The sequence below is a fragment of the Streptomyces sp. NPDC047061 genome, from assembly GCF_040643955.1.
In the GTDB taxonomy this organism is placed as follows: Bacteria; Actinomycetota; Actinomycetes; order Streptomycetales; family Streptomycetaceae; genus Streptomyces.
On sequence record NZ_JBEYVI010000045.1, the window covers coordinates 1 to 23,355 of the forward strand.

17 protein-coding genes are annotated in these 23,355 nt (G+C 71.5%); 8 read left to right on the plus strand and 9 right to left on the minus strand.

Annotated elements, in window-relative coordinates; genetic code table 11:
- Together ABZ887_RS41840 and ABZ887_RS41845 are read right to left on the minus strand one after the other, a co-directional pair.
- Positions 1–818 (minus strand): maltotransferase domain-containing protein (locus tag ABZ887_RS41840; protein ID WP_361302414.1); only part of this gene is annotated, 818 nt, incomplete at its 3' end.
- Between the two features lie 253 nt (positions 819–1,071).
- The gene (locus ABZ887_RS41845) at positions 1,072–2,274 is read right to left on the minus strand and encodes a S8 family peptidase (RefSeq protein WP_361302417.1); all 1,203 of its coding nucleotides are present in this window, start codon (positions 2,272–2,274) and stop codon (positions 1,072–1,074) included.
- Positions 2,275–2,529: 255 nt separating this feature from the next.
- Here ABZ887_RS41845 and ABZ887_RS41850 point away from each other — a divergent pair, with 255 nt between their 5' ends.
- From ABZ887_RS41850 to ABZ887_RS41860, 3 genes are all read left to right on the plus strand, one after another.
- On the plus strand, positions 2,530–5,154 hold the full coding sequence (locus ABZ887_RS41850; protein ID WP_361302419.1) for a glycosyltransferase family 1 protein: 2,625 nt from the start codon (positions 2,530–2,532) through the stop codon (positions 5,152–5,154).
- Between the two features lie 96 nt (positions 5,155–5,250).
- Complete coding sequence (locus ABZ887_RS41855; protein WP_361302422.1) at positions 5,251–5,742, plus strand: SitI3 family protein; 492 nt, start codon at positions 5,251–5,253, stop codon at positions 5,740–5,742.
- 127 nt (positions 5,743–5,869) lie between these two features.
- Positions 5,870–6,019 carry a DUF6086 family protein gene (locus ABZ887_RS41860; protein ID WP_361302577.1) on the plus strand — a complete coding sequence of 50 codons (150 nt, stop codon included), beginning with the start codon at positions 5,870–5,872 and terminating at the stop codon, positions 6,017–6,019.
- A 3-nt stretch (positions 6,020–6,022) separates the two neighbouring features.
- On the opposite strand, the gene ABZ887_RS41865 is transcribed toward ABZ887_RS41860, so the two are convergent.
- The 6 genes from ABZ887_RS41865 to ABZ887_RS41890 all read right to left on the minus strand — a co-directional run bounded on the left by ABZ887_RS41865 (position 6,023) and on the right by ABZ887_RS41890 (position 16,399).
- Positions 6,023–6,538, minus strand: coding sequence for a DUF1990 domain-containing protein (locus ABZ887_RS41865; protein WP_361302425.1), 516 nt, complete (start codon positions 6,536–6,538; stop codon positions 6,023–6,025).
- A 71-nt stretch (positions 6,539–6,609) separates the two neighbouring features.
- Positions 6,610–8,256: a M4 family metallopeptidase gene (locus ABZ887_RS41870; protein ID WP_361302428.1), complete on the minus strand. Its 1,647-nt coding sequence runs from the start codon at positions 8,254–8,256 to the stop codon at positions 6,610–6,612.
- A gap of 249 nt (positions 8,257–8,505) precedes the next feature.
- Positions 8,506–10,551, minus strand: coding sequence for a M4 family metallopeptidase (locus tag ABZ887_RS41875; protein WP_361302431.1), 2,046 nt, complete (start codon positions 10,549–10,551; stop codon positions 8,506–8,508).
- A gap of 355 nt (positions 10,552–10,906) precedes the next feature.
- A complete protein-coding gene (locus ABZ887_RS41880) occupies positions 10,907–12,646 on the minus strand; it encodes an ABC transporter ATP-binding protein (RefSeq protein ID WP_361302434.1) in 1,740 nt (579 codons plus the stop codon).
- On the minus strand, positions 12,643–14,475 hold the full coding sequence (locus ABZ887_RS41885; RefSeq protein ID WP_361302437.1) for an ABC transporter ATP-binding protein: 1,833 nt from the start codon (positions 14,473–14,475) through the stop codon (positions 12,643–12,645). Before ABZ887_RS41885 ends, ABZ887_RS41880 begins: the two co-directional genes overlap by 4 nt.
- A gap of 61 nt (positions 14,476–14,536) precedes the next feature.
- Complete coding sequence (locus ABZ887_RS41890; protein WP_361302440.1) at positions 14,537–16,399, minus strand: ABC transporter ATP-binding protein; 1,863 nt, start codon at positions 16,397–16,399, stop codon at positions 14,537–14,539.
- 156 nt (positions 16,400–16,555) lie between these two features.
- On the opposite strand from ABZ887_RS41890, the gene ABZ887_RS41895 reads away from it, so the two are divergent.
- Positions 16,556–17,755 (plus strand): RNA-guided endonuclease TnpB family protein, encoded by a 1,200-nt coding sequence (locus tag ABZ887_RS41895; protein WP_361302443.1) that lies wholly within the window; start codon positions 16,556–16,558, stop codon positions 17,753–17,755.
- Positions 17,756–17,786: 31 nt separating this feature from the next.
- Here ABZ887_RS41895 and ABZ887_RS41900 read toward each other — a convergent pair whose 3' ends face one another.
- Positions 17,787–19,586: an ABC transporter ATP-binding protein gene (locus ABZ887_RS41900; protein WP_361302445.1), complete on the minus strand. Its 1,800-nt coding sequence runs from the start codon at positions 19,584–19,586 to the stop codon at positions 17,787–17,789.
- A 196-nt stretch (positions 19,587–19,782) separates the two neighbouring features.
- Here ABZ887_RS41900 and ABZ887_RS41905 point away from each other — a divergent pair, with 196 nt between their 5' ends.
- Genes ABZ887_RS41905 through ABZ887_RS41920 form a run of 4 tightly spaced genes read left to right on the plus strand, consistent with a single transcriptional unit; the run spans position 19,783 to position 23,344 of the window.
- On the plus strand, positions 19,783–20,694 hold the full coding sequence (locus ABZ887_RS41905; RefSeq protein ID WP_361302448.1) for an ABC transporter ATP-binding protein: 912 nt from the start codon (positions 19,783–19,785) through the stop codon (positions 20,692–20,694).
- On the plus strand, positions 20,691–21,425 hold the full coding sequence (locus tag ABZ887_RS41910) for an ABC transporter permease (RefSeq protein WP_361302451.1): 735 nt from the start codon (positions 20,691–20,693) through the stop codon (positions 21,423–21,425). Before ABZ887_RS41905 ends, ABZ887_RS41910 begins: the two co-directional genes overlap by 4 nt.
- Before the next feature lie 28 nt (positions 21,426–21,453).
- Entirely contained in the window at positions 21,454–22,710 is a 1,257-nt protein-coding gene (locus ABZ887_RS41915) for a sensor histidine kinase (RefSeq protein ID WP_361302454.1), read from the plus strand.
- A complete protein-coding gene (locus ABZ887_RS41920; RefSeq protein WP_361302456.1) occupies positions 22,700–23,344 on the plus strand; it encodes a response regulator transcription factor in 645 nt (214 codons plus the stop codon). Before ABZ887_RS41915 ends, ABZ887_RS41920 begins: the two co-directional genes overlap by 11 nt.
- Positions 23,345–23,355 lie beyond the last annotated feature (11 nt).

The following is a 23,355-nucleotide window of genomic DNA, read 5'->3' on the forward strand; positions in this document are numbered from 1 at the left end:
GTGGTGCCGATGGGATGGATCGGCGGGAGGTAGACGACGTCGAAGCCCATCTCGGCGATCTTCGGCAGCCGGCGGGCCGCTGTCCGGAACGTGCCGTGCGGCCGCTCGGGGGTGCCCTCGGAGCGGGGGAAGAACTCGTACCAGGAGCCGTACAGGGCCCGTTCACGCTCCACCAGCAACGGCAGCGCCTCGGAGACGGACACCAACTCCCGCAACGGAAACCGCGCCAGGACCTTGTCGACCTCGGGCGTGAGGGCGGCGGCGAGGCGCCAGGGTGCGGGCCGTTCCTCGTCGCGGAGGGCGGCGACCGCGGTCAGCAGGATTTCCCGTTTCTTTGCCTTCGGGACCCCGGCGGCGGCCCGTTCGTAGAGCCGGGCGCCCTCCTCCAGGACCAGATCGGTGTCGATGCCCGCCGGGATCTTGATCTCCGCGTGGTGGCGCCAGGTGCTGACCGGATCTCCCCACGCCTCGACCTGGTACGTCCAGCGGCCCGGTTTCCCGTCGACGGTCACGGTGGCGCCCCACCGGTCGGTGCCGGGGGCCAGCTCCCGCATCGGGGTCCAGGGGCCCGGTCGGCCCTTCGGATCCTTCAGTACGACGTTGGCGGCGACGGCGTCATGGCCCTCGCGGAAGACGGTGGCGGTGACCTCGAACGACTCCCCGGTGACCGCCTTGGCGGGCCGGCGCCCCTGCTGGATCAGCGGGCGGACGTCGAGGACGGGTATGCGGCCGACGGCGGTGGCCTCGTCCGCGGGAGGTGGCGCAGGGGGTGACGTGCGCCGGGTCGGAGGTGCTGAGGAAGGGTGCGTGGCGGGCATGACCGCTCCTGTCCGCGACAACGTGGGTGTGGGCGGCTGGATGGTGGGGAGGTGGGTCCTGCGGGTGTACCTGGTGTTTTACCGCTGAGTGGTGTCAGGGCTGTGTCTGTGGGGTGTACCGGAGGAGCCTTCCCACCCTATTCGGGTGGGCAATCCGGCACTTTGTTAACTACTCAGCCGTATGTCTACGCACAAGACCGGCCCCGTTCTCGGCGAACGGGGCCGGTGGCGTGATCGCATACCAGAAACCGCTTTACGACTTCGGCACCCGGAGGAGTCTGTTCGGCGAGCCCGGCCCCGCACCGGACACCTTCCCGCTCGCCGCCCCCGCAATCAGGGCCCTGGCGACCTGGGCCGGGGTGGCCTTCCGGTGCCCGGCGAGATAGAGGGCGGCGGCGCCCGCCACGTGCGGTGCCGCCATCGACGTACCCGAGTAGGTCGCCCTGGCGGTGTCGCTCGCGAACGAGTCCGAGGTGATCGCCACACCCGGGGCGAACAGGTCGACGGCGGAACCGTAGTTGGAGAAGCCCGCGCGGGCGTCGGCGCGGTCGGTGGCGCCGACGGTGAGGGCCTGCGGCACGCCGGCCGGCGAGTAGCGGGCGGCCGGGAGGCCGTCGTTGCCGGCGGCGACCGTGTAGGTCACGCCGGCCCTGATCGAGTTCCGTACGGCGGTGTCGAGCTGGGTGCTGTGGTAGCCGCCCAGGCTGAGGTTGGCGACCGCGGGTCCGCGGGCGTGCGCGGTGACCCAGTCGACACCGGCGATGACCTGGGCGGTGGTGCCCGCCCCGGTGTTGTCCAGGACCCGCACGGAGACGATCCGGACCTTCTTGGCGACGCCGTACCGGGTGCCGGCGATGATGCCGGCGACATGGGTGCCGTGCCCGTTGCCGTCACCTGCGGATCTGTCGTTCCCGACGAAGTCCCAGCCGTAGCTCGCGCGTCCGCCGAAGTCGGCGTGCGTGATGCGGACACCGGTGTCGATCACGTACACGGTGACGCCCGCGCCCGCCGGTTCCGGCGAGGTGTACGACCTGTCGAGCGGCAGCCCCGCCTGGTCGACGCGGTCCAGGCCCCACGACGGCGGGTTCTTCTGGGTGCGCTCCAGCCGCACCCGGCTGTCCTGGACGACGGAGGCGACCCGCGAGTCCGCGGCGAGCCGCCGGGCCTGTCTCGCGCTCGCCTCGACGGCGTAGCCGTTCAGCACACTGTCGTAAGTATGGCTTATTTTCGCCCCATAGCGGGCGGCGACGTCCTTCCCGGCCGCCGACGTCCCCTTGATCCCCTCCTTGAGCGTCACCAGATAACTCCCGTGGACCGAACCGGCCCGGCCGGCGTCGACGACGATCCCCTCCGGTACGGCGTGCGCGGGCAGGGTGGCCGTCGACAGCACCGCGGCCGTGACGACCGCGGTCAAGCCCCCCACCAGACGCAGACGCCGGATACACGTCCGTGCCATGGCTGCGAGTCCCCCTCCTCAGCTCAGGGAGGCAGCGTCTCGTACGGGGCGAATGCCGACAAGAAGGCATACGGGGACGGCAGCCGGTCCGCACTGCATCCCAGCCCGTCCGGCGTTTGAGGACGAGGCCCTTCAGGCCGGAGCGGGGGTCTGGGGGCGGCAGCCCCCAGTGGCACCCCCGCACCGGTACTGTCGGACAGACGCCGAGCCGCACAGGGTTGTACGGCTCCCCTTGCGAACTGCACGAGGTGGAATGTGAAGGCGATCCGTCGGTTCACCGTCCGTCCCGTTCTCCCCGAACCCCTCAGCCCCCTCAGCGACCTGGCCCGTAACCTGCGCTGGTGCTGGCACACCGAGACCCGTGACCTCTTCCAGGCCGTCGACCCCGAGCGCTGGGCCGCCTCGGAGGGCGACCCGGTACGGCTGCTCGGCAGCGTGCCGCCGGCGCGGCTCGCCGAACTGGCCGGGGACCGACGATTCCTGCGCCGGCTGACCGCGGCAGCCGACGATCTGGGCGACTACCTGACCGGCGACCGCTGGTACCAGACCCGCCCGCAGTCGGCCGAACTCCCGGCCGCGGTCGCCTACTTCTCACCCGAGTTCGGCATCACGGCCGCCCTGCCCCAGTACTCCGGCGGCCTCGGCATCCTCGCCGGCGACCACCTCAAGTCGGCCAGCGACCTCGGCGTGCCGCTGATCGGCGTCGGCCTGCTGTACCGGCACGGCTACTTCCGGCAGAGCCTGTCCCGGGACGGCTGGCAGCAGGAGCACTATCCCGTCCTCGACCCCAACGAACTCCCCGTGGCGCTGCTGAAGGAGGCCGACGGCACGCCCGCGCACGTCTCCCTCGCGCTGCCCGGCGGCAGACTGCTGCGCGCCCGGATCTGGCTGGCGCAGGTCGGCAGGGTGCCGTTGCTGATGCTGGACTCGGACGTGGAGGAGAACGACGTCGGCGAACGCGGGGTCACCGACCGGCTCTACGGCGGCGGCAGCGAGCACCGGCTGCTCCAGGAGATGCTGCTCGGGATAGGGGGTGTGCGGGCGGTACGGACGTACTGCCGGCTGACCGGCCACCCCGAGCCGGAGGTGTTCCACACCAACGAGGGGCACGCCGGCTTCCTGGGCCTGGAGCGGATCGCCGAGCTGGTCGCCGCCGGGCTGGACTTCGACGCGGCCCTGGAGGCGGTCCGCGCGGGCACCGTGTTCACCACCCACACCCCCGTCCCGGCCGGCATCGACCGCTTCGACCGGGAACTCGTCGCCCACCACTTCGGCGCCGACGCCGAACTCCCCGGGATCGGGGTCGAGCACATCCTGCGGCTCGGCATGGAGACCTACCCCGGCGGCGAGCCCAACCTCTTCAACATGGCCGTGATGGGGCTGCGGCTGGCCCAGCGCGCCAACGGGGTCTCGCTGCTGCACGGCAACGTCAGCCGGGAGATGTTCTCCGGGCTGTGGCCGGGATTCGACCCCGACGAGGTGCCGATCACCTCCGTGACCAACGGGGTGCACGCCCCGACCTGGGTGGCTCCCGAGGTGGTGCGGCTGGGCGCCCGGCAGCTCGGCGACCGTCGTACCGAGGAGGCGCTGACCGTCGGCGGCCCGGAGCGCTGGGATGCGGTCGCCTCCGTCGCCGACGAGGAGATCTGGGAGCTGCGCCGCAGCCTGCGGGAGCAGCTGGTGCTGGAGGTGCGGGAGCGGCTGCGGGCGTCCTGGCGGCAGCGCGGCGCCGGTACCGCCGAGCTGGGCTGGATCGACGGTGTCCTCGACCCCGACGTCCTGACCATCGGGTTCGCCCGGCGCGTCCCCTCGTACAAGCGCCTCACGCTCATGCTGCGCGACCGCGACCGGCTGATGGACCTGCTGCTCCATCCCGAGCGGCCGATGCAGATCGTGGTGGCCGGCAAGGCGCACCCGGCCGACGACGGAGGCAAGCGGCTGGTCCAGGAACTCGTCCGCTTCACCGACGACCCGCGCGTCCGGCACCGGATCGTCTTCCTGCCCGACTACGGCATGGCGATGGCGCAGAAGCTCCTGCCCGGCTGCGACATCTGGCTGAACAACCCCCTCCGGCCCCTGGAGGCGTGCGGGACGAGCGGGATGAAGGCGGCGCTCAACGGCGGCCTCAACCTCTCGGTCCTGGACGGCTGGTGGGACGAGTGGTTCCAGCCGGACTTCGGCTGGGCGATCCCGACGGCGGACGGCGCCGGCACCGATCCCGACCGCCGGGACGACATCGAGGCCGCCGCGCTGTACGACCTCCTCGAACAGCGGGTCACCCCGCGCTTCTACGAGCGCGGCCGCAGCGGCCTGCCGGACCGCTGGATCGAGATGGTCCGCCAGACCCTCACCCTCCTGGGCCCCAAGGTGCTGGCGGGCCGCATGGTCCGGGAGTACGTGGAGCGCCTCTACACCCCGGCGGCCCACGCCCACCGGTCCATGACCTCGGACACGGCCCGTGAACTGTCCGCCTGGAAGGGCAGGGTGCGGGCGGCCTGGCACGGCGTCTCGGTGGACCACGTCGAGACGACCACCGCCACGGCCACCGCCGAACTGGGCACCACCCTGGCCCTCCGCGTCCGCGTCCGCCTCGGCGACCTCGCCCCCGACGACGTGGAGGTCCAGGCCGTCTCCGGCCGGGTCGACCCGGAGGACCGCATCACGGACGCGACGACGGTGCCGTTGAAGCCGACGAGCGGCCCGGACCTGGAGGGCCACTGGACCTACGAGGGCCCCCTGTCCCTGGACCGCACGGGCCCCTACGGCTACACGGTCCGCATCCTCCCGACCCACCGGCTACTGGCGTCCGGCGCGGAACTGGGCCTGGTGGTGGCACCGTCGGAAGGAGCGGTGACGGGGGCCGGGCTGCTGATGCGCTGACCACGCCGGAGCCGATGCGCCAAGGGCGGGGTTTGCCTGCCCTTGGCGCATCGGGTTGCTTGCCGATGGCATCCGCAGTACCAGGGGAACTTCTCTATGGCAATCGATTACGACCTCGACATCGCGACGTCGGTATCCGCGGTCGATGTCGCTGCTCGGCTCTCGGAGATCGGCAGAGGGAACGGCGTGTTCGATGCGTCGGCCACTGCCGGGCGGCTGGCGGAACGGGGGATGTTCGCACTCAGCCGGTTGGGAACCAGCATCAGTGTCCTCCCGCAGGCGACACCACACCCGTGGCACCCCATCGTCGAGGGGCTCGGCTTCACGCCCACTGTCGGTGTCGGGTTCCGCGTGGCCAAAGGCGTCGAGGTCTCGGACCAGCAGGACGACATGATCCGCCTGGTGTCACCTCTGTTGGAGCGCGTCGAGGGCGACGCCGTCCTCCACTTCCAGTACGAGGTGATCTGGCTGCTTCGCCGCAACGGCGAGCTCAGCCTCAACGAGCGGGACGACATCTGGCCGTCGCAGCGGCTGGCCCTGATGACGCAGCCCTACCGCAGGGAAACCCACAGCATGGACGCGGAGTGAGCCGGCACGTGCGATTCCGGTTTCACGCGACCGATATGCCCGGGCGCGACATCTGGTGCCCGAACGCCGAGGTCGCCCAGACATTCGTGGGAACTGCTGAGGTCTATTCCCAGGTTTTCGGCGTCGCATCAGGCGCTCCCTGTCCCTCGGCTTCATCGCGACCGCGCTCGTCCTCATGGACCGCGCCGGACAGCCGGCGCCCGCCATGCCCGGTCCGGATCAGGAACGGGCCTGGGCTGTACTGCGGGACCAGCACGCCCGGGCCATGCCTGTCTGACCGTCAGAACTCCGGCTCCGCATCCGCGCACAGCCTCCGCAGCACCGCCCCGCACCTGCGCGCATACGCCTGCTGCAACCCCCGGGTCGCCGCGCCGCCTGCGCGGGCGTACCACTTGGCGGGTCTGCTGAAGGCCGCGACCGTGAGCCAGACCGTGCCGTCGCCGGTGCGGTCGACGACGAAGGCCTCCTCGCCGCTTTCCGGGTGGCCGGCGAGGGTGCCGTAGGCCCAGCCGGCGCGGCGGGACTCCTCGGCGGTCCAGACTATTCGGCAGGGGGCCTTGATGAGTCCGGCCAGGGTGACGGTGACGTCGACGCCGGGGGCCGCGCGGTCGGCGGCGGCGTCGATGCCCACGCCCAGGGCGCGGTGGAGTTCCCAGGTGAGGACCGCCTCGGCGGCCCGGTGGAAGACTTCCTGGCCCTCGCCGATGCGCGTGCGCACATGCAGGGGGTGGAAGCCCGGCGGGCAGGCGGCGAGGTTCTCCCGGGTGGCGCCGACCGCCTCGTACGTGAAGGACATGGGAGAGAGCGTAGGGCGGGCCCCCGGGACGACTTGTCCCCGGGGGCCCGCCCACGGTGCCGGGGGCGGGGTCAGCTGACGTTGACCGCCGTCCAGGCCGCCGCCACCGCGTTGTACTCGGTGGAGCCGGAGCCGTACAGCGCGGCCGCCGCGGACAGCGTGCCGGTGCGGGCCGACTTGTAGTTGGTGGTCGACGTGAAGTACGTCGTCAGCGCCTTGTACCAGATCTGCAGCGCCTTGTCCCGGCCGATGCCGGTGACCGTGGAGCCGTTGTACGTCGGGGAGTTGTAGGACACCCCGTTGATCGTCTTCGAACCGCTGCCCTCCGAGAGGAGGTAGAAGAAGTGGTTCGCGACGCCGGACGAGTAGTGCACGTCGAGGTTGCCGACCGAGGAGGACCAGTAGTTGGCGGAGCCGCCGTCCTTGCTGGGCTGGTCCATGTAGCGCAGCGGGGTGCCGTCGCCGTTGATGTTGATCTTCTCGCCGATGAGGTAGTCGCCGACGTCGGAGGAGTTGGCCGCGTAGAACTCCACGCCGGTGCCGAAGATGTCCGAGGTGGCCTCGTTGAGGCCGCCGGACTCGCCGCTGTAGTTGAGGCCCGCGGTGTTGGCGGTGACGCCGTGGCTCATCTCGTGGCCGGCCACGTCCAGCGAGGTCAGCGGGTGGGTGTTGCTGGAGCCGTCGCCGTAGGTCATGCAGAAGCAGTCGTCGTCCCAGAACGCGTTGACGTACGAGCTGCCGTAGTGGACGCGGGAGTAGGCGCCGACACCGTCGTTCTTGATGCCGCTGCGGCCGAAGGTGGCCTTGTAGAAGTCCCAGGTCTCCTGCGCGCCGTAGGCGGCGTCGGCGGCCGCGGTGACGTCCGTGGTGGAGCTGGAGGCGGCGCCGGTGCCCCAGGTGTTGGTGGTGTTGGTGAACAGGGTGCCGGTGCCGGAGCTGGTGGTGTGCTTCAGGTTGTACGTCTTGTGGCTGCCGCGGGAGGCGTCGGTCAGCGAGTACGTCGTGCCCGACAGCGAGGTGGTGAGGCTGACCGTGCCGGAGTACAGGGTCTTGCCGGTGCCCGTGGCGTTCTCGACGCCCTGGTACTCGAAGAGCTTCTTGCCGGTGGCCGCGTCGGTGATGACGTGCAGCTTGTTCGGGGTGCCGTCGTCCTGGAAACCGCCGACGACCGTCTCGTAGGCGAGGACCGGGGTGCCCGAGCCGGCCCAGATCACCTTGCGGGCGCCGTCGGCGGCCTGCTTGGTGGAGCCGAGGGTCTTCGCCGCGGTGAGCGCGGTCTTCTCGGCCTTGGCGGCGGTGACCTGCGGCTTGAGCGAAGCCACCTTGATGGTCGCCTTGGTCGCCTTGGTGACGCCCTCGGTCTTGCCGGCCTTCGAGGTGTGCACGACGACGTCGCCGCCGAGGACGGGCAGGCCCGCGTAGGTGCGCTCGTAGCGCGTGTGGACCGTGCCGTCGACGTCCTTCACGACGTCCTTGACGACCAGCTTCTCCTTGGTGCCGAGGCCTATCTGCTTGGCCGTCTCGGCGACGTTCGCGTCCGCCTTCTGGATCAGGGCGGTGCGGGCGGAGTTGGAGAGCAGCGTGGGGGCGGCGGCCAGCGGCTTCTTGTCGACGGCCGAGGCGTTCGCGGTCATACCCGTGGTGAGCAGGGCGCCGGCGGCGACAGCGGTGGCGATGGCCAGCGTGGTGCGCTTGTGACGCGCGTAGAGGGGGCTCACTGAAGCTCCTTCAGAATGTGGGGAGTCCGGGCGGAGTGGGGTTACCGGCCCGGCTGTGGGGTGTGAAGTTGCTGTGCTGTGCGACGGGTGAAGGAAGAGTGACATCAAGGTCGCGTACATGTCAGGACCCTGAAGTGATGTTGGCCGAAAAGCAGGTGTTGGGTGAACGTTGCGGGCATGTAAAACGGGCGCCGCCCGAGGGGGGGACCCCCGCGGACGGCGCCCGGTGCGCGCGACTGTTACCTGCGGTTACGGGAAGGTCAGCTTCCACCCGTTGATGGTGCCGACGTCCTGTGCGGCCTGGTCCTGGACCTTCAACTTCCAGGTTCCATTGGCCGATTCCGACGAGGCGTTCACCGTGTAGGTGTCCGTCACGTTGTCCGCCGAGTCCGAGGAGCTGAAGCTCTTCAGGCGGTACGACGTCCCGGACGGACCGACGAGGTCGATCACCAGGTCGCCACGCCACGTGTGGCTGATATTCGGCGTTACCTGCAAGGTGCTCGGCGCGTTCCCGGTCCGGCCGGAGACCGTGATCGACGAGGTGACCGCGGGCCCGTTGTCCGGGATCGACACGGCCGTGGTGCTCTCGTACGAGGTGCCCGTACCGCCGCCGCCACCGGAGCGCGCGCCGACCGCCACGGCCGCCCAGGCGTCCTGCACCGCCTTGTACTCGGTGCTGGTGGTGCCGTACAGCTCACCCGCCGCCGCGAGGGTGCCGGTGCGGGCCGCCGCGTAGTTGGTGGTCGAGGTGAACTTGGTGGTGAGCGCCCGGTACCAGATCTGCAGCGCCTTGTCCCGGCCGATGCCGGTGACCGGAAGACCGTCCTTCGTGGGCGAGTTGTAGCTGACGCCGTTGATGACCTTGGCGCCGCTGCCCTCGCTCAGCAGGTAGAAGAAGTGGTTCGCCACGCCGGACGAGTAGTGCACGTCGAGGCCGCCGACCGACGAGGACCAGTAGTCGGCCGAACCGCCGTCCTTGCTCGGCTTGTCCATGTAGCGCAGCGGGGTGCCGTCGCCGTTGATGTCGATCTTCTCGCCGATGAGGTAGTCGCCGACGTCGGAGGAGTTGGCCGCGTAGAACTCCACGCCGGTGCCGAAGATGTCCGAGGTGGCCTCGTTGAGGCCGCCGGACTCGCCGCTGTAGTTGAGGCCGGCCGTGTTCGACGTGACGCCGTGGCTCATCTCGTGGCCGGCCACGTCGAGGGCGGTCAGCGGGTCCGCGTTGCCGGAGCCGTCGCCGTAGGTCATGCAGAAGCAGCCGTCGTCCCAGAACGCGTTCACGTACGAGTTGCCGTAGTGCACGCGGGAGTAGGCGCCGACGCCGTTGTTCTTGATGCCGCTGCGGCCGAAGGTGTTCTTGTAGAAGTCCCAGGTCTCGGCGGCCCCGTAGTGCGCGTCGGCACCCGCGGTGGCGGCGTTCGACGTGGTGCCGTTGCCCCAGGTGTTGCTCGACTGCGAGAACAGCGTGCCGGTGCCCGAGGTGCCGTGGTTCAGGTTGTACGTCTTGTGGCCGCCACGGTCGCCGTCGGTCAGGTTGTACGTCGAGCCCGACTGGGTCGTCGACAGCGACACCGTCCCGCTGTACTGGGTGTTGCCGGTGCCGGTGACGTTCTCGATGCCCTGGTACTGGAAGAGCTTCTTGCCGGTGGCGGCGTCGGTGATGACGTGCAGCTGGTTGGGCGTGCCGTCGTCCTGGAAGCCGCCGACGATGGTCTCGTAGGCGAGGACGGGCTTGCCCGAGCCGGCCCAGATCACCTTGCGGGCGCCGTCCGCGGCCGACTTGGTGGAGCCCAGCGTCCTCGCGGCGGTGAGGGCCGTCTTCTCGGCGCTCGCCGCGGTCTTCGCCGGGGTGAGGTCGGCGACCTTCAGCGTGGCGTTGTTCGCCTTGACGACCCGCTCGGTGGCACCCGACTTGGCGGTGTCCACGACCAGGTCGCCGCCGAGCACCGGCAGACCGGCGTAGGTGCGCTCGTAGCGGGTGTGCAGGGTGCCGTCGGCGTCCTTCACGACGTCCTTGACGACCAGCTTCTCCTTGGTGCCGAGGCCTATCGCCTTGGCGGTGGCGGCCCGCTCGCCGCTCGCGTCGCGGAGCAGTTCCGCGCGCTGCGAGGGGGAGAGCTTGACGGCCGCGTGGGCCGGTTTGACCCGGCCGAGCTGCGGGGCGGCCGGGGCGGCGCTGGCGGCGCCCGACTGGACGGCCGCGGCGATCAGGGCGGTGACGCCCGCGAGGGCCACTGCTGCGGTACGGCGGTACGTGCTGTGGGGGGTGCGTCTGCGAGAGGAACTGCTTCTCAACACTGACTCCTTCTGCGTGGCCGCGGGTCTCACGGCCAGGGGAGATCCGGACGGCGGGTGGGCCGGCCGGGCAGAACTCGGCGAAGCGCGGAACCGTGTGCGTGTGCAGTACCGGACTCGACAGCAGCGGCGGGGTGGAGCTGTGGGGTTGCTGTGAGTCGGCCGTGGGAAGAGTGGCAGCAGAAAACGCCACCTGTCAGGACCGCGTCAGGAACTTGGCCGGAAATCGTTCGTTGACCGGATGTTCAGGTCCGGTATGCGGACCGTTGGTCGACGCGGTCCGAGTGAGGGGTGGAGTAACCCTGGTCCGCCGGCACCTCCGGACGTCCTGTGAGGAGGGGCTTCAGGAGGGGCCCTAGGAGGGGTCTCCGTGCCAGGTCGTCCACAGCGCCGCGTATGCCCCGCCCGCTGCCACCAGCTCCTCGTGCGTGCCGAGTTCGGTGAGGAGGCCGTCCTCCATCACCGCCACCCGGTCGGCGTCGTGGGCGGTGTGCAGCCGGTGCGCGATGGCGATGACCGTACGGCCTTCGAGCACGGCCGCCAGGGCGCGCTCGGTGTGCCGGGCGGTCGTCGGGTCCAGCAGCGCGGTCGCCTCGTCCAGGATCAGCGTGTGCGGGTCGGCCAGCACCACCCTGGCCAGCGCGAGCTGCTGGGCCCGGGAGCCGTCGGCGACCGTGCCGTCCGTGCCGAGCGGGGTGTCCAGGCCGTCGGGCAGGCCGCGCACCCAGTCGTCGGCGCCGACGGCGGTGAGCGCCGCCCACAGGTCCGCGTCGGACGCGGCCGGTTCGGCGATCAGCAGGTTGTCCCGGACCGTGCCGAGGAAGACGTGATGCTCCTGGGTGACCAGGACGACCTGGCGGCGCAGCCGCTCCGGTGCCAGCCCCGCGACCGGCACCCCGCCCACGGTCACCGTGCCCGACCCGGGCGCGTCGACGCCCGCCAGCAGCCGGCTCAGCGTCGTCTTCCCGGCGCCGGACGGCCCGACCACCGCGAGCCGTTCCCCGGGCCGCACCGTGAGGTCCACCCCGCGCAGCACCTCACCGCCGCGCTCATAGGCGTACCGCACCTCGCGCACGTCGATCCGGTCGTCCGCCGGCGCGGGTGCCGCGCCGTCCGCCGCCGCCCGCGGGGCCCCCGCCAGCCCCTCCACCCGCGCGAACGAGGCACTGCTGGCCTGGAGTTGCTCCACCCGCAGCAGGATCTGGTCCAGCGGCTCCGTGAACTGCCGCAGGTACAGCGCCGCCGACACCACCACCCCGACGCCCGCGTGCAGCAGCCCGCCGACCAGCAGCACCCCCGCCACCGGTACGGAGTACGACACCTCGACCGCCGGGAAGAACACGGTCCGCAGGTACAGCGTGTAGAACCGGGCCTTCCGGTTGGTCTCCAGCGCGTCCCTGCTCGCCGAGATCCGCTGCTCCTGGAGCCGGAACGCCTCCACCGTGCGGGCGCCCGCCACCGTCGCCGTGACGATCTCGGCGACCCCGGAGGTGCTGGCACCCTCGGCGAGGTAGCCGTCCCGGGCCCGGCGCAGATACCAGCGCAGCGCGAACCAGATCGGGGTCAGCCCGAGCACGCCGAACGCGGCCAGCAGCGGGTCTAGGACGAACACCGCGCCCATCACGAACAGCGCCTGCACCGTGCTGACCAGCAGCTCGGGCCCGGCGTCCCGCAGGGTGGTGCCGACGGTGGCCACGTCGCCCGTGCCGCGCGCGGTCAGGTCGCCGGTGCCGGCCCGCTCCACGACCGACGCGGGCAGCGCCAGCGCCCGGTCCACGAACTCCTCGCGGACGCGGGCCAGGATCCGTTCGCCGAAGCGGTGGCCGAGATAGCGGGCGGAGCGGGCGAGCAGCAGCTGGGCGAGGGAGCAGAGCAGGATCCACTTGGCGAGGTGATCCACGGCGCCGACCCCACGGCCGGCCCGTACCTCGTCCACGATCCGGCCGACCAGCCAGGGGCCGGCGAGGCCGGTGGCGGCCGCCGCGGCGTTCAGCAGCAGGGCGGCGGCGAACGGGCCGCGGTCCGCCGTCACCAGGCGGAGGGTGGCCCGGCGTACCTCGGCGCGGCCGGCGACCGGGAGTTGACTCGTCGTCACCTGACGACCTCTTCCTCTTCGGTGTCCCGGGCCACGAGGGCGCGGTAGCCGGGTTCGTACTCCAGCAGCCCCTCGTGGGTGCCGGTCGCGGCGACCCTGCCGTCCACCAGGAAGATCACCTCGTCGGCGTGGGCCAGCATCAGCGGGGAGGTGGTGGTCAGGAGGGTGGTGCGGCCGTCGCGTGCGGTGCGGAGGCGCTCTGCCACGAGGGCCTCGGTGTGGGCGTCGAGGGCGGAGGTGGGTTCCACGGCGAGGAGGACCTCGGGGTCGGCGAGGAGGGCGCGGGCGAGGCGGACGCGCTGGCGTTGGCCGCCGGAGAGGTTGCGGGCCTGGGCGGTGAGTTCGGAGTCGAGGCCGTGGGGGAGGGCCTGGACGATGTCGTTGGCCGCGGCCGCGTGGAGGGCTTGGGCTGTTTGCGCGTCAGGGGGTACCTCGTGATGTGGGGTGGCGGGTGCGGCGCCGTGGGGGCTGGTCGCACCCGCGCGGCGGCAGCCGCAGATTTGATGCGGCCCCGCGCCCCTTTGGGGCGCGTTGCGGGCGCCCTCTTCATGCAGTCCAGCGCCGATTGCATTGCGCAAGGTGTCGGCGAACAGATCCGCGTCGTTGTCGGCGACGAGGATTCGGCTGCGCACTTCCCGTAGGGGTACGGCGTCCAGGCGTACGTCTCCCCAGGTCACGTCCGACGGTGTGTAGCGGCCCAGGCGGTCCACCACCGTGCCCGTTTCCGTCGGGCTGGCGCCCACCAGGGCCGTGAGCCTGCCGGGGCGGAGCCGTACCCCGGACTGCGGGTCGTGCAGGACGGCCGGGTCGGTCGGGGGGTGGCCGGTGCCCTTGTCCGGGGACGGCTCGTGGCGCAGGAAGCGGACGACCCGGCGGGCGGCCACCACGCCCCGGCTGAGCTGGTAGCCCATGTCGAGGAAGAAGGCCACCGGGCCGATCAGGACGGCGACATAGCCGTACACCGACACCAGCTGGCCGACCGTGATGTCGCCGTGGGCGGCCATCCGGGCCGCGATCCAGGTGACCACCGCGAGGAACACCGTCGGCAGGCCCATGCCCAGCGCCTGGACCCAGCTGGCGACCGCGCCCACCCGGTAGCCCTGGGCGCGCAGGTGCTGGGAGTCGCGGCGGAAGGCGTCCGCGAACAGGCCCTTGCCGCCGAGGCCGTTGAGGACGCGCAGGCCGCCCGCGAGGTCGCCGATACGGGCCGTGAGCACGCTCTGGCGTTCCCGGTACTCGGTCTCCCTGCCCTGCAGCCGCCGGGCCAGCGGGCCCGCGAGGAGAGCCACCACCGGCACCCCGAGCAGCACCACGCCGGTCAGCAGCGGCGAGATCGTCAGGAGGAGGCCCGCCACCACCCCGTACACGACGACCGCGCCCACCCCGGGGCCGACGACGGTCAGCGCCTGGGCGATGGTGTGCACGTCGCCGACGCCGATCGTGACGACCTCCCCGGCGCCGGCCCGGCGCGGCAGCTCGGCGCCGAGCCGTACCGTCTGCCCGACCAGCACCTTGATGGTGCGGAAGTACGCGTCCATCCGCACCCGGGTCATCGTGCGGTGGCGCATGATGCTGATCCACGCGTTGCCCGCCCCGAGGACGAAGATCGCCGCCGTCCAGCCGGCCAGCACCGCCATGCGGCCCGGCACCAGGCCGTCGTCCACCGCCCGGGCCATCATGTACGGCGTCGCGGCCATCAGCGTCAGCCAGACACTGGCCAGCAGCGCCCCGGCGAGCGAGCGGCGTGGCTGGCAGGCCACCAGCCACCACAGGTAGGACCAGCCGCCGCGCGTGTCGGGCGTGCCCGGATCCTCGTACGCGTCGATCACCCTGCGACCCCCGTTCTCCCGACTTCTCCCGGCTTCCCTGGCTTCTCCCTGCTTCTCCCGGCTAGGCCAGACTGTCCCGCCAGGCGCGGTGCAGATCCGCGAACCGGCCCGTGCCCGCGATGAGTTCGGCCGGGGGGCCGTCCTCGACGATGCGGCCGTGCTCCATCACCAGCACCCGGTCGGCGATCTCCACGGTGGAGAGCCGGTGCGCGATCACCACCGCCGTACGGCCCTTGAGCACGGTCGACATCGCGCGCTGCACGGCCCGTTCGCCGGGGATGTCCAGGGAACTGGTCGCCTCGTCGAGGATCAGCACCGCCGGGTCGGCGAGCAAGGCGCGTGCGAACGCGACCAGTTGGCGCTGCCCCGCCGAGATGCGCCCGCCGCGCTTGCGGACGTCCGTGTCGTAGCCGTCGGGCAGTGCGGCGATGAACTCGTGGGCGCCGATCGCCTTGGCGGCCTGCTCGATCTCCTCGCGGGTGGCGTCCGGGCGGCCGATGGCGATGTTCTCGGCGACCGTGCCGGAGAACAGGAACGCCTCCTGGGTGACCATCACGACCCCGCGCCGCAGTTCCGGCACGGTCAGTTCGCGCAGGTTCACACCGTCGAGGAGGACCCGGCCGTCGGACGGGTCGTAGAAGCGGGCGAGCAGTTTGGCGAGCGTCGACTTGCCGGCGCCGGTGGAGCCGACGACCGCGACGGTCTGCCCGGCCGGGAGGGCGAGGTCGAAGGCGGGCAGCACCTCGCCGCCGGTGCGGTAGGCGAAGCGGACACCGTCGAAGACGACCTCGCGGCCGGGGAGTTCGGTCGCGAGCGGGGGCAGCTCCCGGGGGACCGAGGGCTCGGGCACGGACGGGGTCTGGGCCAGCAGGCCCGCGATCTTCTCCAGCGAGGCGGACGCCGACTGGTACGAGTTGAGGAACATGCCGAGGCGGTCGATCGGGTCGTACAGCCGCCGCAGGTAGAGGACGGCCGCGGCGAGGACACCCAGCTCCAGCGAGCCGGACGCCACCCGGTAGGCGCCCCACAGCACGATCACCGCGACCGAGGTGTTGGCGACCAGCCGCGAGCCGACCACGTACCGCGCCATTTCGAGGAGCGCGTCCCCGTTCGTCCGCTCGTGGCGGTGGTTGAGTACGGCGAACTCGGCGTCGTTGGCGGCCTCCCGGCGGAACGCGCGTACCGGGCGGATGCCGTTCATCGTCTCCACGAACTTCACGATCACCGCGGCGATCGCCGTGGACCGCGCCTTGTACACCCGTACCGCACGCCGCTGGTACAGCCGCACGAGCAGGTACAGCGGTACGAAGCTCGCCACCGCGACCGCGCCGAGGCCCAGGTCCAGCCAGAGCAGCATCGCCGAGATGTAGAGGAAGGAGAGGATGACCGTGACCAGCTCCTGGAGCCCCTCGGCCAGCAGCTCGCGGAGCGACTCGACGTCCGTGGTGGAGCGGGAGATGAGACGGCCCGACGTGTAGCGCTCGTGGAAGTCGATGCTCAGCGCCTGCGCGTGGCGGAAGATGCGGCCGCGCAGGTCGAGAAGCACGTCCTGGTTGACGCGGGCGGACGCCCGGACGAACGCGTACTGGAGGCCGCCGGAGAGCAGCGCGCTCAGGCCGTAGCCGACCGCGACCGCGATCAGCGGGCCGTGGTCGTGGCGGCGGAACGCCGGTACGGCCGTGTCGATGGCGTACGCCACCAGCAGCGGGCCCGCCTGGACCGCCGCCTGCTGGAGCAGCAGGAGGAACGAGGTGAAGGCGACCCGCGCCTTCATGGGGGCGAGGAGCGAACGCAGCAGGGTGGCCGTGGCGCCGGGCGGGGTGGGCAGGACGTCCCGGTCGAAGGGGTCGCCGACGGCGGCTTCGGCCGGCCGGGCGAGTCGGTCGTCCTCGTCGGGGGCGGACAGGGAGGTGGCGGCGGTCATCGGGCGCCCTTTCGCGGATATCCCCGGCTTCAGCCGGGGGAGGAAACGAGACCCCCTGCGGAGCAGGGCAGGGAGCTGGGATTCGCTGCCAAGACGGATCGCAATGCTCTGACCGGTAGGTTTGATCCTCACCTGCAACCAAGCTAGTTTGTGAGAATGCCCACGAATCATGTGAAGCGGGCGTTCAAGTACCGCTTCCATCCGACCGATGCGCAGGCAGCCGAGCTGTCGCGCACGTTCGGGTGCGTGCGGAAGGTCTACAACCTGGCGCTGGCGGCCCGTACTGAGGCGTGGGCGCGGCAGGAGAGGGTCAACTACAACGCCACCTCGTCCATGCTGACGGCGTGGAAGAAGACCGAGGAACTGGCGTTCCTCAGTGACGTCTCGTCGGTGCCGTTGCAGCAGACACTGCGGCACCTGCAGACCGCGTTCACCCACTTCTTCGCCAAGCGGGCGAAGTACCCGCGCTTCAAGTCGCGGAAGAAGTCGCGCAAGTCCGCCGAGTACACCACCAGCGGATTCCGCTTCCGGGACGGCACGCTGACGCTGGCGAAGATGGCGGAACCGCTGGAGATCGTGTGGTCCCGGCCGCTGCCCGACGGAGTGCAGCCGTCCACCGTGACCGTGTCCCAAGACGCAGCCGGACGCTGGTTCGTCTCCATGCTGTGCGACGACCCCACCGTCCGGCCGCTTCCCGCCCTCGACACAGCGGTCGGGGTCGACGTCGGCCTGGACCACCTCCTGACCCTCTCCACCGGGGAGAAGATCGCCAATCCCCGGCATGAGCGCCGTGACCGCGTCCGCCTCGCCAAAGCCCAGCGGGAGTTGTCCCGCAAGGCCAGGGGTAACGGCGCCAACCGCCGCAAAGCCCGGCGCAAGGTCGCCAGGATCCACGCCCGGATCGCCGACCGGCGCCGGGACATGCTCCACAAGCTCACCACCCGACTCGTGCGTGAAAACCAAACGCTCGTGATCGAGGACCTGACTGTGCGCAACATGGTCAAAAACCACACGCTCGCCCGGGCGATCTCGGACGCGAGCTGGAGCGAGTTCCGCTCCATGCTGGAGTACAAGGCCGCCTGGTACGGACGGGAAGTGATCGCGGTGGACCGCTACTTCCCCTCCTCCAGGCTGTGCTCCTCGTGCGGCACCTTGCAGGAGAAGATGCCGCTCAGCGTCCGTACATGGACGTGCGACAGCTGCGGCACGACCCATGACCGGGACGTGAACGCGGCGAACAACCTTCTGGCCGCCGGGCTGGCGGTGACAGTCTGTGGAGCCGGTGTAAGACCTCAACGGAGAACTCCGGGCGGGCAGTCGGCGACGAAGCAGAAAACCCCACGGCGCGAGCCGTAGGAACCCCCCTCGTTCACGAGGGGGTGGAAAGTCAACGGCGGTGATCCTCCCCGGACATCAGATGGGCGTACTCGGTGTTACCGCGTAGCAGTTCCTGGTGGGTGCCGACGGCGGTGATACGGCCGCCGGAGAGTAGGGCGACGCGGTCGGCGAGCAGCACGGTGGAGGGGCGGTGGGCGACGATCAGCGCCGTGGTGTCGGCGAGCACGTCGCGCAGGGCCGCCTCCACGGCGGCCTCGGTGTGGACGTCCAGGGCGGAGAGGGGGTCGTCAAGCACGAGGAAGCGGGGCCGGCCGACGACCGCCCGGGCGAGCGCGAGGCGCTGGCGCTGGCCGCCGGAGAGGCTGAGGCCCTGCTCGCCGACCTGGGTCGCGGTGCCCTGGGGGAGGGCGTGCGCGAAGTCGGCCTGGGCGACGGCGAGGGCACGGGCCAGCTCGGGCTCGCCGGCGCTGTCGTCGGCTCCCATCAGCACGTTCTCGCCGACGGAGGCGGAGAAGAGGGTGGGTTCCTCGAAGGCCACGGCGACGAGGGTGCGGAGTTCCTCGCGGGACAGGGCGGTGATGTCGGTGCCGTCCAGGGTGATCCGGCCGGAGGTCGTCTCATGCAGGCGGGGGATGAGGGCGGTGAGCGTGGTCTTGCCGCTGCCGGTGGCGCCGACGAGGGCCATGGATTCGCCGGGGCGGATGTGGAGGTCGATGTGGGCGAGGGCGGGGGCGGATTCGGGGTCGGCGTCGGGGTAGCGGAAGGAGACTGACTGGAAGCGGATGCCATCGTTGTCGGATGCGGGCCGGTGGGGGCTTGCGCTCAGCCCCCACTCAGCCGCAGCTGAATCGACGTCCTCCTGCAAAGCGTCCCGTGCCTCGAAGTACCTTTCCGTCGCCGTGGCCGCCTCCTGGCTCATCGCCAGCAGGAAGCCGATCGACTCCACCGGCCAGCGGAGGGCGAGGGCGGTGGAGAGGAAGGCGACCAGGGTGCCGGCGCTGAGGTCGCCGTCGGCGACCTGGATGGAGCCCCAGAAGAGGGCGGCGCCGATGGCGAGTTCGGGGAGGGTCACGATGACGGCCCAGATGGCGGCCAGCATCCGCGCCTTGCGCAGCTCGGTGGTCCGCAGCGTGCGGACCAGGTCGCGGAAGGCGCGGGCCTGGCTGCGATGCCGGCCGAAGCCCTTGATGATGCGGATGCCGAGCACGCTCTCCTCGACCACCGTCGTCAGGTCGCCCACCTGGTCCTGGGCGAGCCGGGCCACCTCCGCGTACCGCTTCTCGAAGAGCACGCAGGTCCACACCATGGGGACGGCGGGGACCAGGATGACCAGGCCCAGCGTCCAGTCCTGCGCCAGCATGATCAGCACGCCGACGAGGATCGTCACCCCGTTGACGAGGAGGAAGGTCAGCGGGAAGGCGAGGAACATGCGGAGCAGCATCAGGTCGGTGGTGGCCCGGGAGAGCAGCTGGCCGGAGGCCCAGCGGTCGTGGAAGGCGACCGGCAGGCGCTGGAGATGGCCGTACAGGTCCGCCCGCATCCCCGCCTCGACACGCGAGAGAGGCCTGGCGACCAGCCAGCGGCGCAGGCCGAAGAGGAGTGCTTCCGCGATGCCGAGCAGCAGCAGGTACAGCGCGCCGAGCCATACCCCGGCCGGGTCGTGGTCGGCGACCGGGCCGTCCACCATCCACTTGAGGACGAGGGGGATCACGAGCCCCGTACAGGAGGCGACGATCGCCACGCACGCGGCGACGGACAGCCGTACCCGCACCGGCCGTACGTACGGCCACAGGCGCAGCAGGATACGGACGGCGGAGCGTTCCCTGGTGGTTGCACGTGTCGGAGGCATCACGGGCGAGCCTACGGACCGGCACTGACAACGCCCACCGAGTTTTGGCCGGACCGGAATCCGCCGCCAGACCTACGACCTGGGGGAACGTTCGAGGGGTCGTACAGGAGGATGCGCGGCATCAGCCGATCGGCCGATGCCGGTTCCAGCGGGGCGGGCGATGTGGCGGACCCGGCCGTGACGGGACCCTCGGAGCATGCCAACCGTCATCGAATTGACAGACCTGCGGAAGTCGTACGGCGGCCGGGCCGTCGTCGACGGGGTGAGTCTCGCCGTCGAGGAGGGCGAGATCTTCGGGATCCTCGGGCCGAACGGCGCCGGCAAGACCACCACCGTGGAGTGCGTGGAGGGGCTGCGGGTGCCCGACGCGGGGCGGGTCCGGGTCACCGGGCTCGATCCCGTCGCCGACCACGAGCAGGTCGCCCGCGTCCTCGGCGCCCAGCTCCAGGAGAGCGAGCTGCAGCCCAAGCTCACCGTCCGCGAGGCCCTTGAGCTGTACGCCTCCTTCTATCCGAGCCCGCTCGACTGGGCGCCGCTCGCCGAGCGCCTCGGGCTCACCGGCAAGCTCGCCACCCGGTTCGGCAAGCTGTCGGGCGGGCAGAAGCAACGGCTCTTCATCGCACTGGCGTTGATCGGGAACCCCCGGGTCGTCGTCCTCGACGAGCTGACGACCGGGCTCGACCCGCGGGCCCGGCGGGACACCTGGGAGCTGATCGAGGACGTCCGGGACCGCGGGGTCACCGTCCTGCTCGTCACCCACTTCATGGAGGAGGCGCAGCGGCTCTGCGACCGGATCGCGGTGATCGACAAGGGCCGGGTGGCCGCCCTGGACACCCCGGCCGGGCTGATCCGCCGCAGCGCCGGCGCCACCGTCATCAGCTTCACCCCGTCCGCCCCCCTGGACGACCACGACCTTGCCGCCCTCCCGGCCCTCGCCTCGATCGAGCGCAAGGACGGCCGGATCACGCTCTCCGGCACCGACGAGACCGTCAACGCCGTCATCACCCTGCTCGCCCGGCACCGCATCACCGCCCACCAGCTCCGGGTCGTGGACGCGACCCTCGACGACGCGTTCCTGGACCTCACGAAGGAGGCAGACGCAGCATGAACACCGCCGTCCTGCGCACCGAGTTCCGGCTGTTCGGCCGCGAACCGGGCGCCGTCTTCTGGGTCTTCCTGTTCCCGACACTGCTCCTGGTGGTCCTCGGCTCGATCCCCTCCTTCCGGGACGCCGACACGTCCCTGGGCGGGCTGCGGCCGGTCGACGCGTACGTCCCCATCGCCGTCCTGATCGCCCTGATCATGTCCGGCGTGCAGACCCTGCCCCAGGCGCTCACCGGCCACCGGGAGCGGGGCATCCTGCGCCGGATGCGGCTCACCCCCGTACGGCCCTCCGCGCTGCTGTCCGCGCAGATGGTGGTGCAGGGCACGGTCGCGCTGGGCTCGGCACTGCTCGCGCTCGTCGTCGGCCGGCTCGCCTTCGACGTACGGCTGCCGCAGCAGCCGGGCGGGTACCTGCTGGCGCTGCTGCTCGCGGCCGCGGCCGCTCTCGCCCTCGGCTCCGTCGTCTCGGCGGTGTCCCGCACCACGAAGATCGCGGGCGCGATCGGCTCGGCGGTGTTCTTCCCGATGATGTTCTGCGCGGGCGTGTGGATCCCGGTGCGGGAGATGCCGCACGCGATGGCCCGGGTGGTGCAGCTGACCCCGTTCGGCGCGGCGGCCCGTGCCCTGGACCGGGCCGCCGCCGGACACTGGCCCGGCTGGGAGCACCTGGGCGTGCTCGCGGCCTGGACGATCCTGCTGACGGCCGGGGCCGCCCGCTGGTTCCGCTGGGAGTAGGAGGCGGCCCACTGTGCAGACTGGGGACATGACCGCGGAGGACAACCGGATCGACCGGCGCTGGGAGCAGCTGCACACCTGGGGGCCGTACGGGTTTCTCGGCATCAGCATCGTCCTCGGGGTCGCCTCCGCCGCCCCCGGCACCTCCCGGGCGACGTGGCTGACCGCCTGGTCCCTGGTCGGGGCGGCGCTCGTGCTCCAGCTGTGGTGGCACGGCACCCGGTCCCGCCGCCCCGACCACGGCCGTACACCCTCCGCGGCCGGGAGCGCGTACTACGTGGTCCGCTGGGCCCTCGCCTTCGCGCTCACCTGGCTCAGCCCGTTCTGCGCGTTCTACGCCGCCACCGGCTACATGGACGCCGACGAGCTGCTGCCGCGCCGGTGGCGGCGGCTCGGACTGCTGGCCGGCGCGGTCACCGTGGCCGGTGCGCAGACGGGCGGGATGCCGTTCCGGAGCGTGCTCCAGTGGCTCCTCTTCGCCGTGCTGCTGGTCGTCAACTCCGCGCTCCAGGTGGGGATCGCCCACCTCAACGAGCAGGAGAAACAGCGGTCCCGCGAGCGCACCGAGACCATCGCCGCCCTGCGCCAGGCCCTGGACGAGAACGCGGCCCTGCACGCCCAGCTCCTCGTCCAGGCCCGGGAGGCCGGGGTCGCCGACGAGCGCAGGCGGCTGGCCGCCGAGATCCACGACACCATCGCCCAGGGGCTGGCCGGGATCATCGCCCAGCTCCAGGTCGTCACCAACACCCCCGAGCCGAAGGTGGCCGAGGAGCACGTGGGCCGCGCCCTCGCGCTGGCCCGGCACAGCCTGGGCGAGGCCCGCCGCTCCGTGCACAACCTGGCCCCGGTCGCCCTGGAGCACGACGGGCTGCCCGAGGCGCTGCGGAAGACGGTCGCCGAATGGGGCGAACGGACCGCCATACGCGCCGAGTTCACCCTCACCGGCACCGCCGAGCACCTGCACGAGGAGGTCGCGGCCACCCTCCTGCGCATCGCCCAGGAAGCCCTCTCCAACGCCGCCCGGCACGCGCGCGCCTCCCGCGTCGGCGTCACCCTCTCCTATCTGGGCGACTTCCCGGGCGGCGAGGTCATCCTCGACATCCGCGACGACGGCACCGGCTTCGACCCGCTCGCCGTGCCCGCCCGCAGCCGGGTCGGCGGCTTCGGGATGGACGGCATGCGGGCCCGCGCCGAACGCATCGCCGGCTCCCTCACCGTGGAGTCCGAACCGGGGCTCGGCACTGCCCTGTCGGCGCGCGTACCGTTGGTCCGCCATGACAACTGAGCCCCCGATCTCGCTGCTCGTCGTCGACGACCACCCTGTCGTCCGCGACGGCCTGCGCGGCATGTTCGAGTCCGCCCCCGGCTTCACGGTCCTCGGCGAGGCGTCCAACGGCGCAGAAGCCGTCACGCTCGCCGGCACCCTCGACCCCGACGTGATCCTCATGGACCTCCGCATGCCGGGCGGCGGCGGGGTCGACGCCATCCGCGAACTGACGCGGCGCGGCGCCCGCGCCCAGGTCCTGGTCCTCACGACGTACGACACCGACTCCGACACCCTCCCCGCGATCGAGGCGGGCGCGACCGGCTACCTGCTCAAGGACGCTCCGCGCGAGGAGCTCTTCACCGCCGTCCGCGCCGCCGCCCAGGGCTGTACCGTTCTCTCCCCGGCCGTCGCCTCCCGCCTGGTCTCCGCCGTCCGCACGCCCGCCGCCCCCGGCAACGAACCGCTCTCCGCCCGGGAACGCGAGGTGCTGGCCCTGGTCGCCCGCGGCACCTCGAACCGCGAGATAGCCCGCGAACTGTTCATCAGCGAGGCCACAGTGAAGACCCACCTCACCCACCTGTACGCCAAGCTCGGCGTCAACGACCGCGCGGCGGCGGTGGCGACGGGGTATCAGCGGGGGATCCTGGGCTAGCGCGGTGCCTT

Coding starts and splice junctions, on each gene's coding strand:
- ABZ887_RS41865 (WP_361302425.1), bottom strand. CDS start 6,538: ATGTCCTTCACGTACGAGGCGGTCGGCGCCACCCGGGAGAACCTCGCC.
- ABZ887_RS41905 (WP_361302448.1), top strand. CDS start 19,783: ATGCCAACCGTCATCGAATTGACAGACCTGCGGAAGTCGTACGGCGGC.
- ABZ887_RS41890 (WP_361302440.1), bottom strand. CDS start 16,399: ATGACCGCCGCCACCTCCCTGTCCGCCCCCGACGAGGACGACCGACTC.
- ABZ887_RS41845 (WP_361302417.1), bottom strand. CDS start 2,274: ATGGCACGGACGTGTATCCGGCGTCTGCGTCTGGTGGGGGGCTTGACC.
- ABZ887_RS41855 (WP_361302422.1), top strand. CDS start 5,251: ATGGCAATCGATTACGACCTCGACATCGCGACGTCGGTATCCGCGGTC.
- ABZ887_RS41910 (WP_361302451.1), top strand. CDS start 20,691: ATGAACACCGCCGTCCTGCGCACCGAGTTCCGGCTGTTCGGCCGCGAA.
- ABZ887_RS41920 (WP_361302456.1), top strand. CDS start 22,700: ATGACAACTGAGCCCCCGATCTCGCTGCTCGTCGTCGACGACCACCCT.
- ABZ887_RS41895 (WP_361302443.1), top strand. CDS start 16,556: ATGCCCACGAATCATGTGAAGCGGGCGTTCAAGTACCGCTTCCATCCG.
- ABZ887_RS41900 (WP_361302445.1), bottom strand. CDS start 19,586: ATGCCTCCGACACGTGCAACCACCAGGGAACGCTCCGCCGTCCGTATC.
- ABZ887_RS41915 (WP_361302454.1), top strand. CDS start 21,454: ATGACCGCGGAGGACAACCGGATCGACCGGCGCTGGGAGCAGCTGCAC.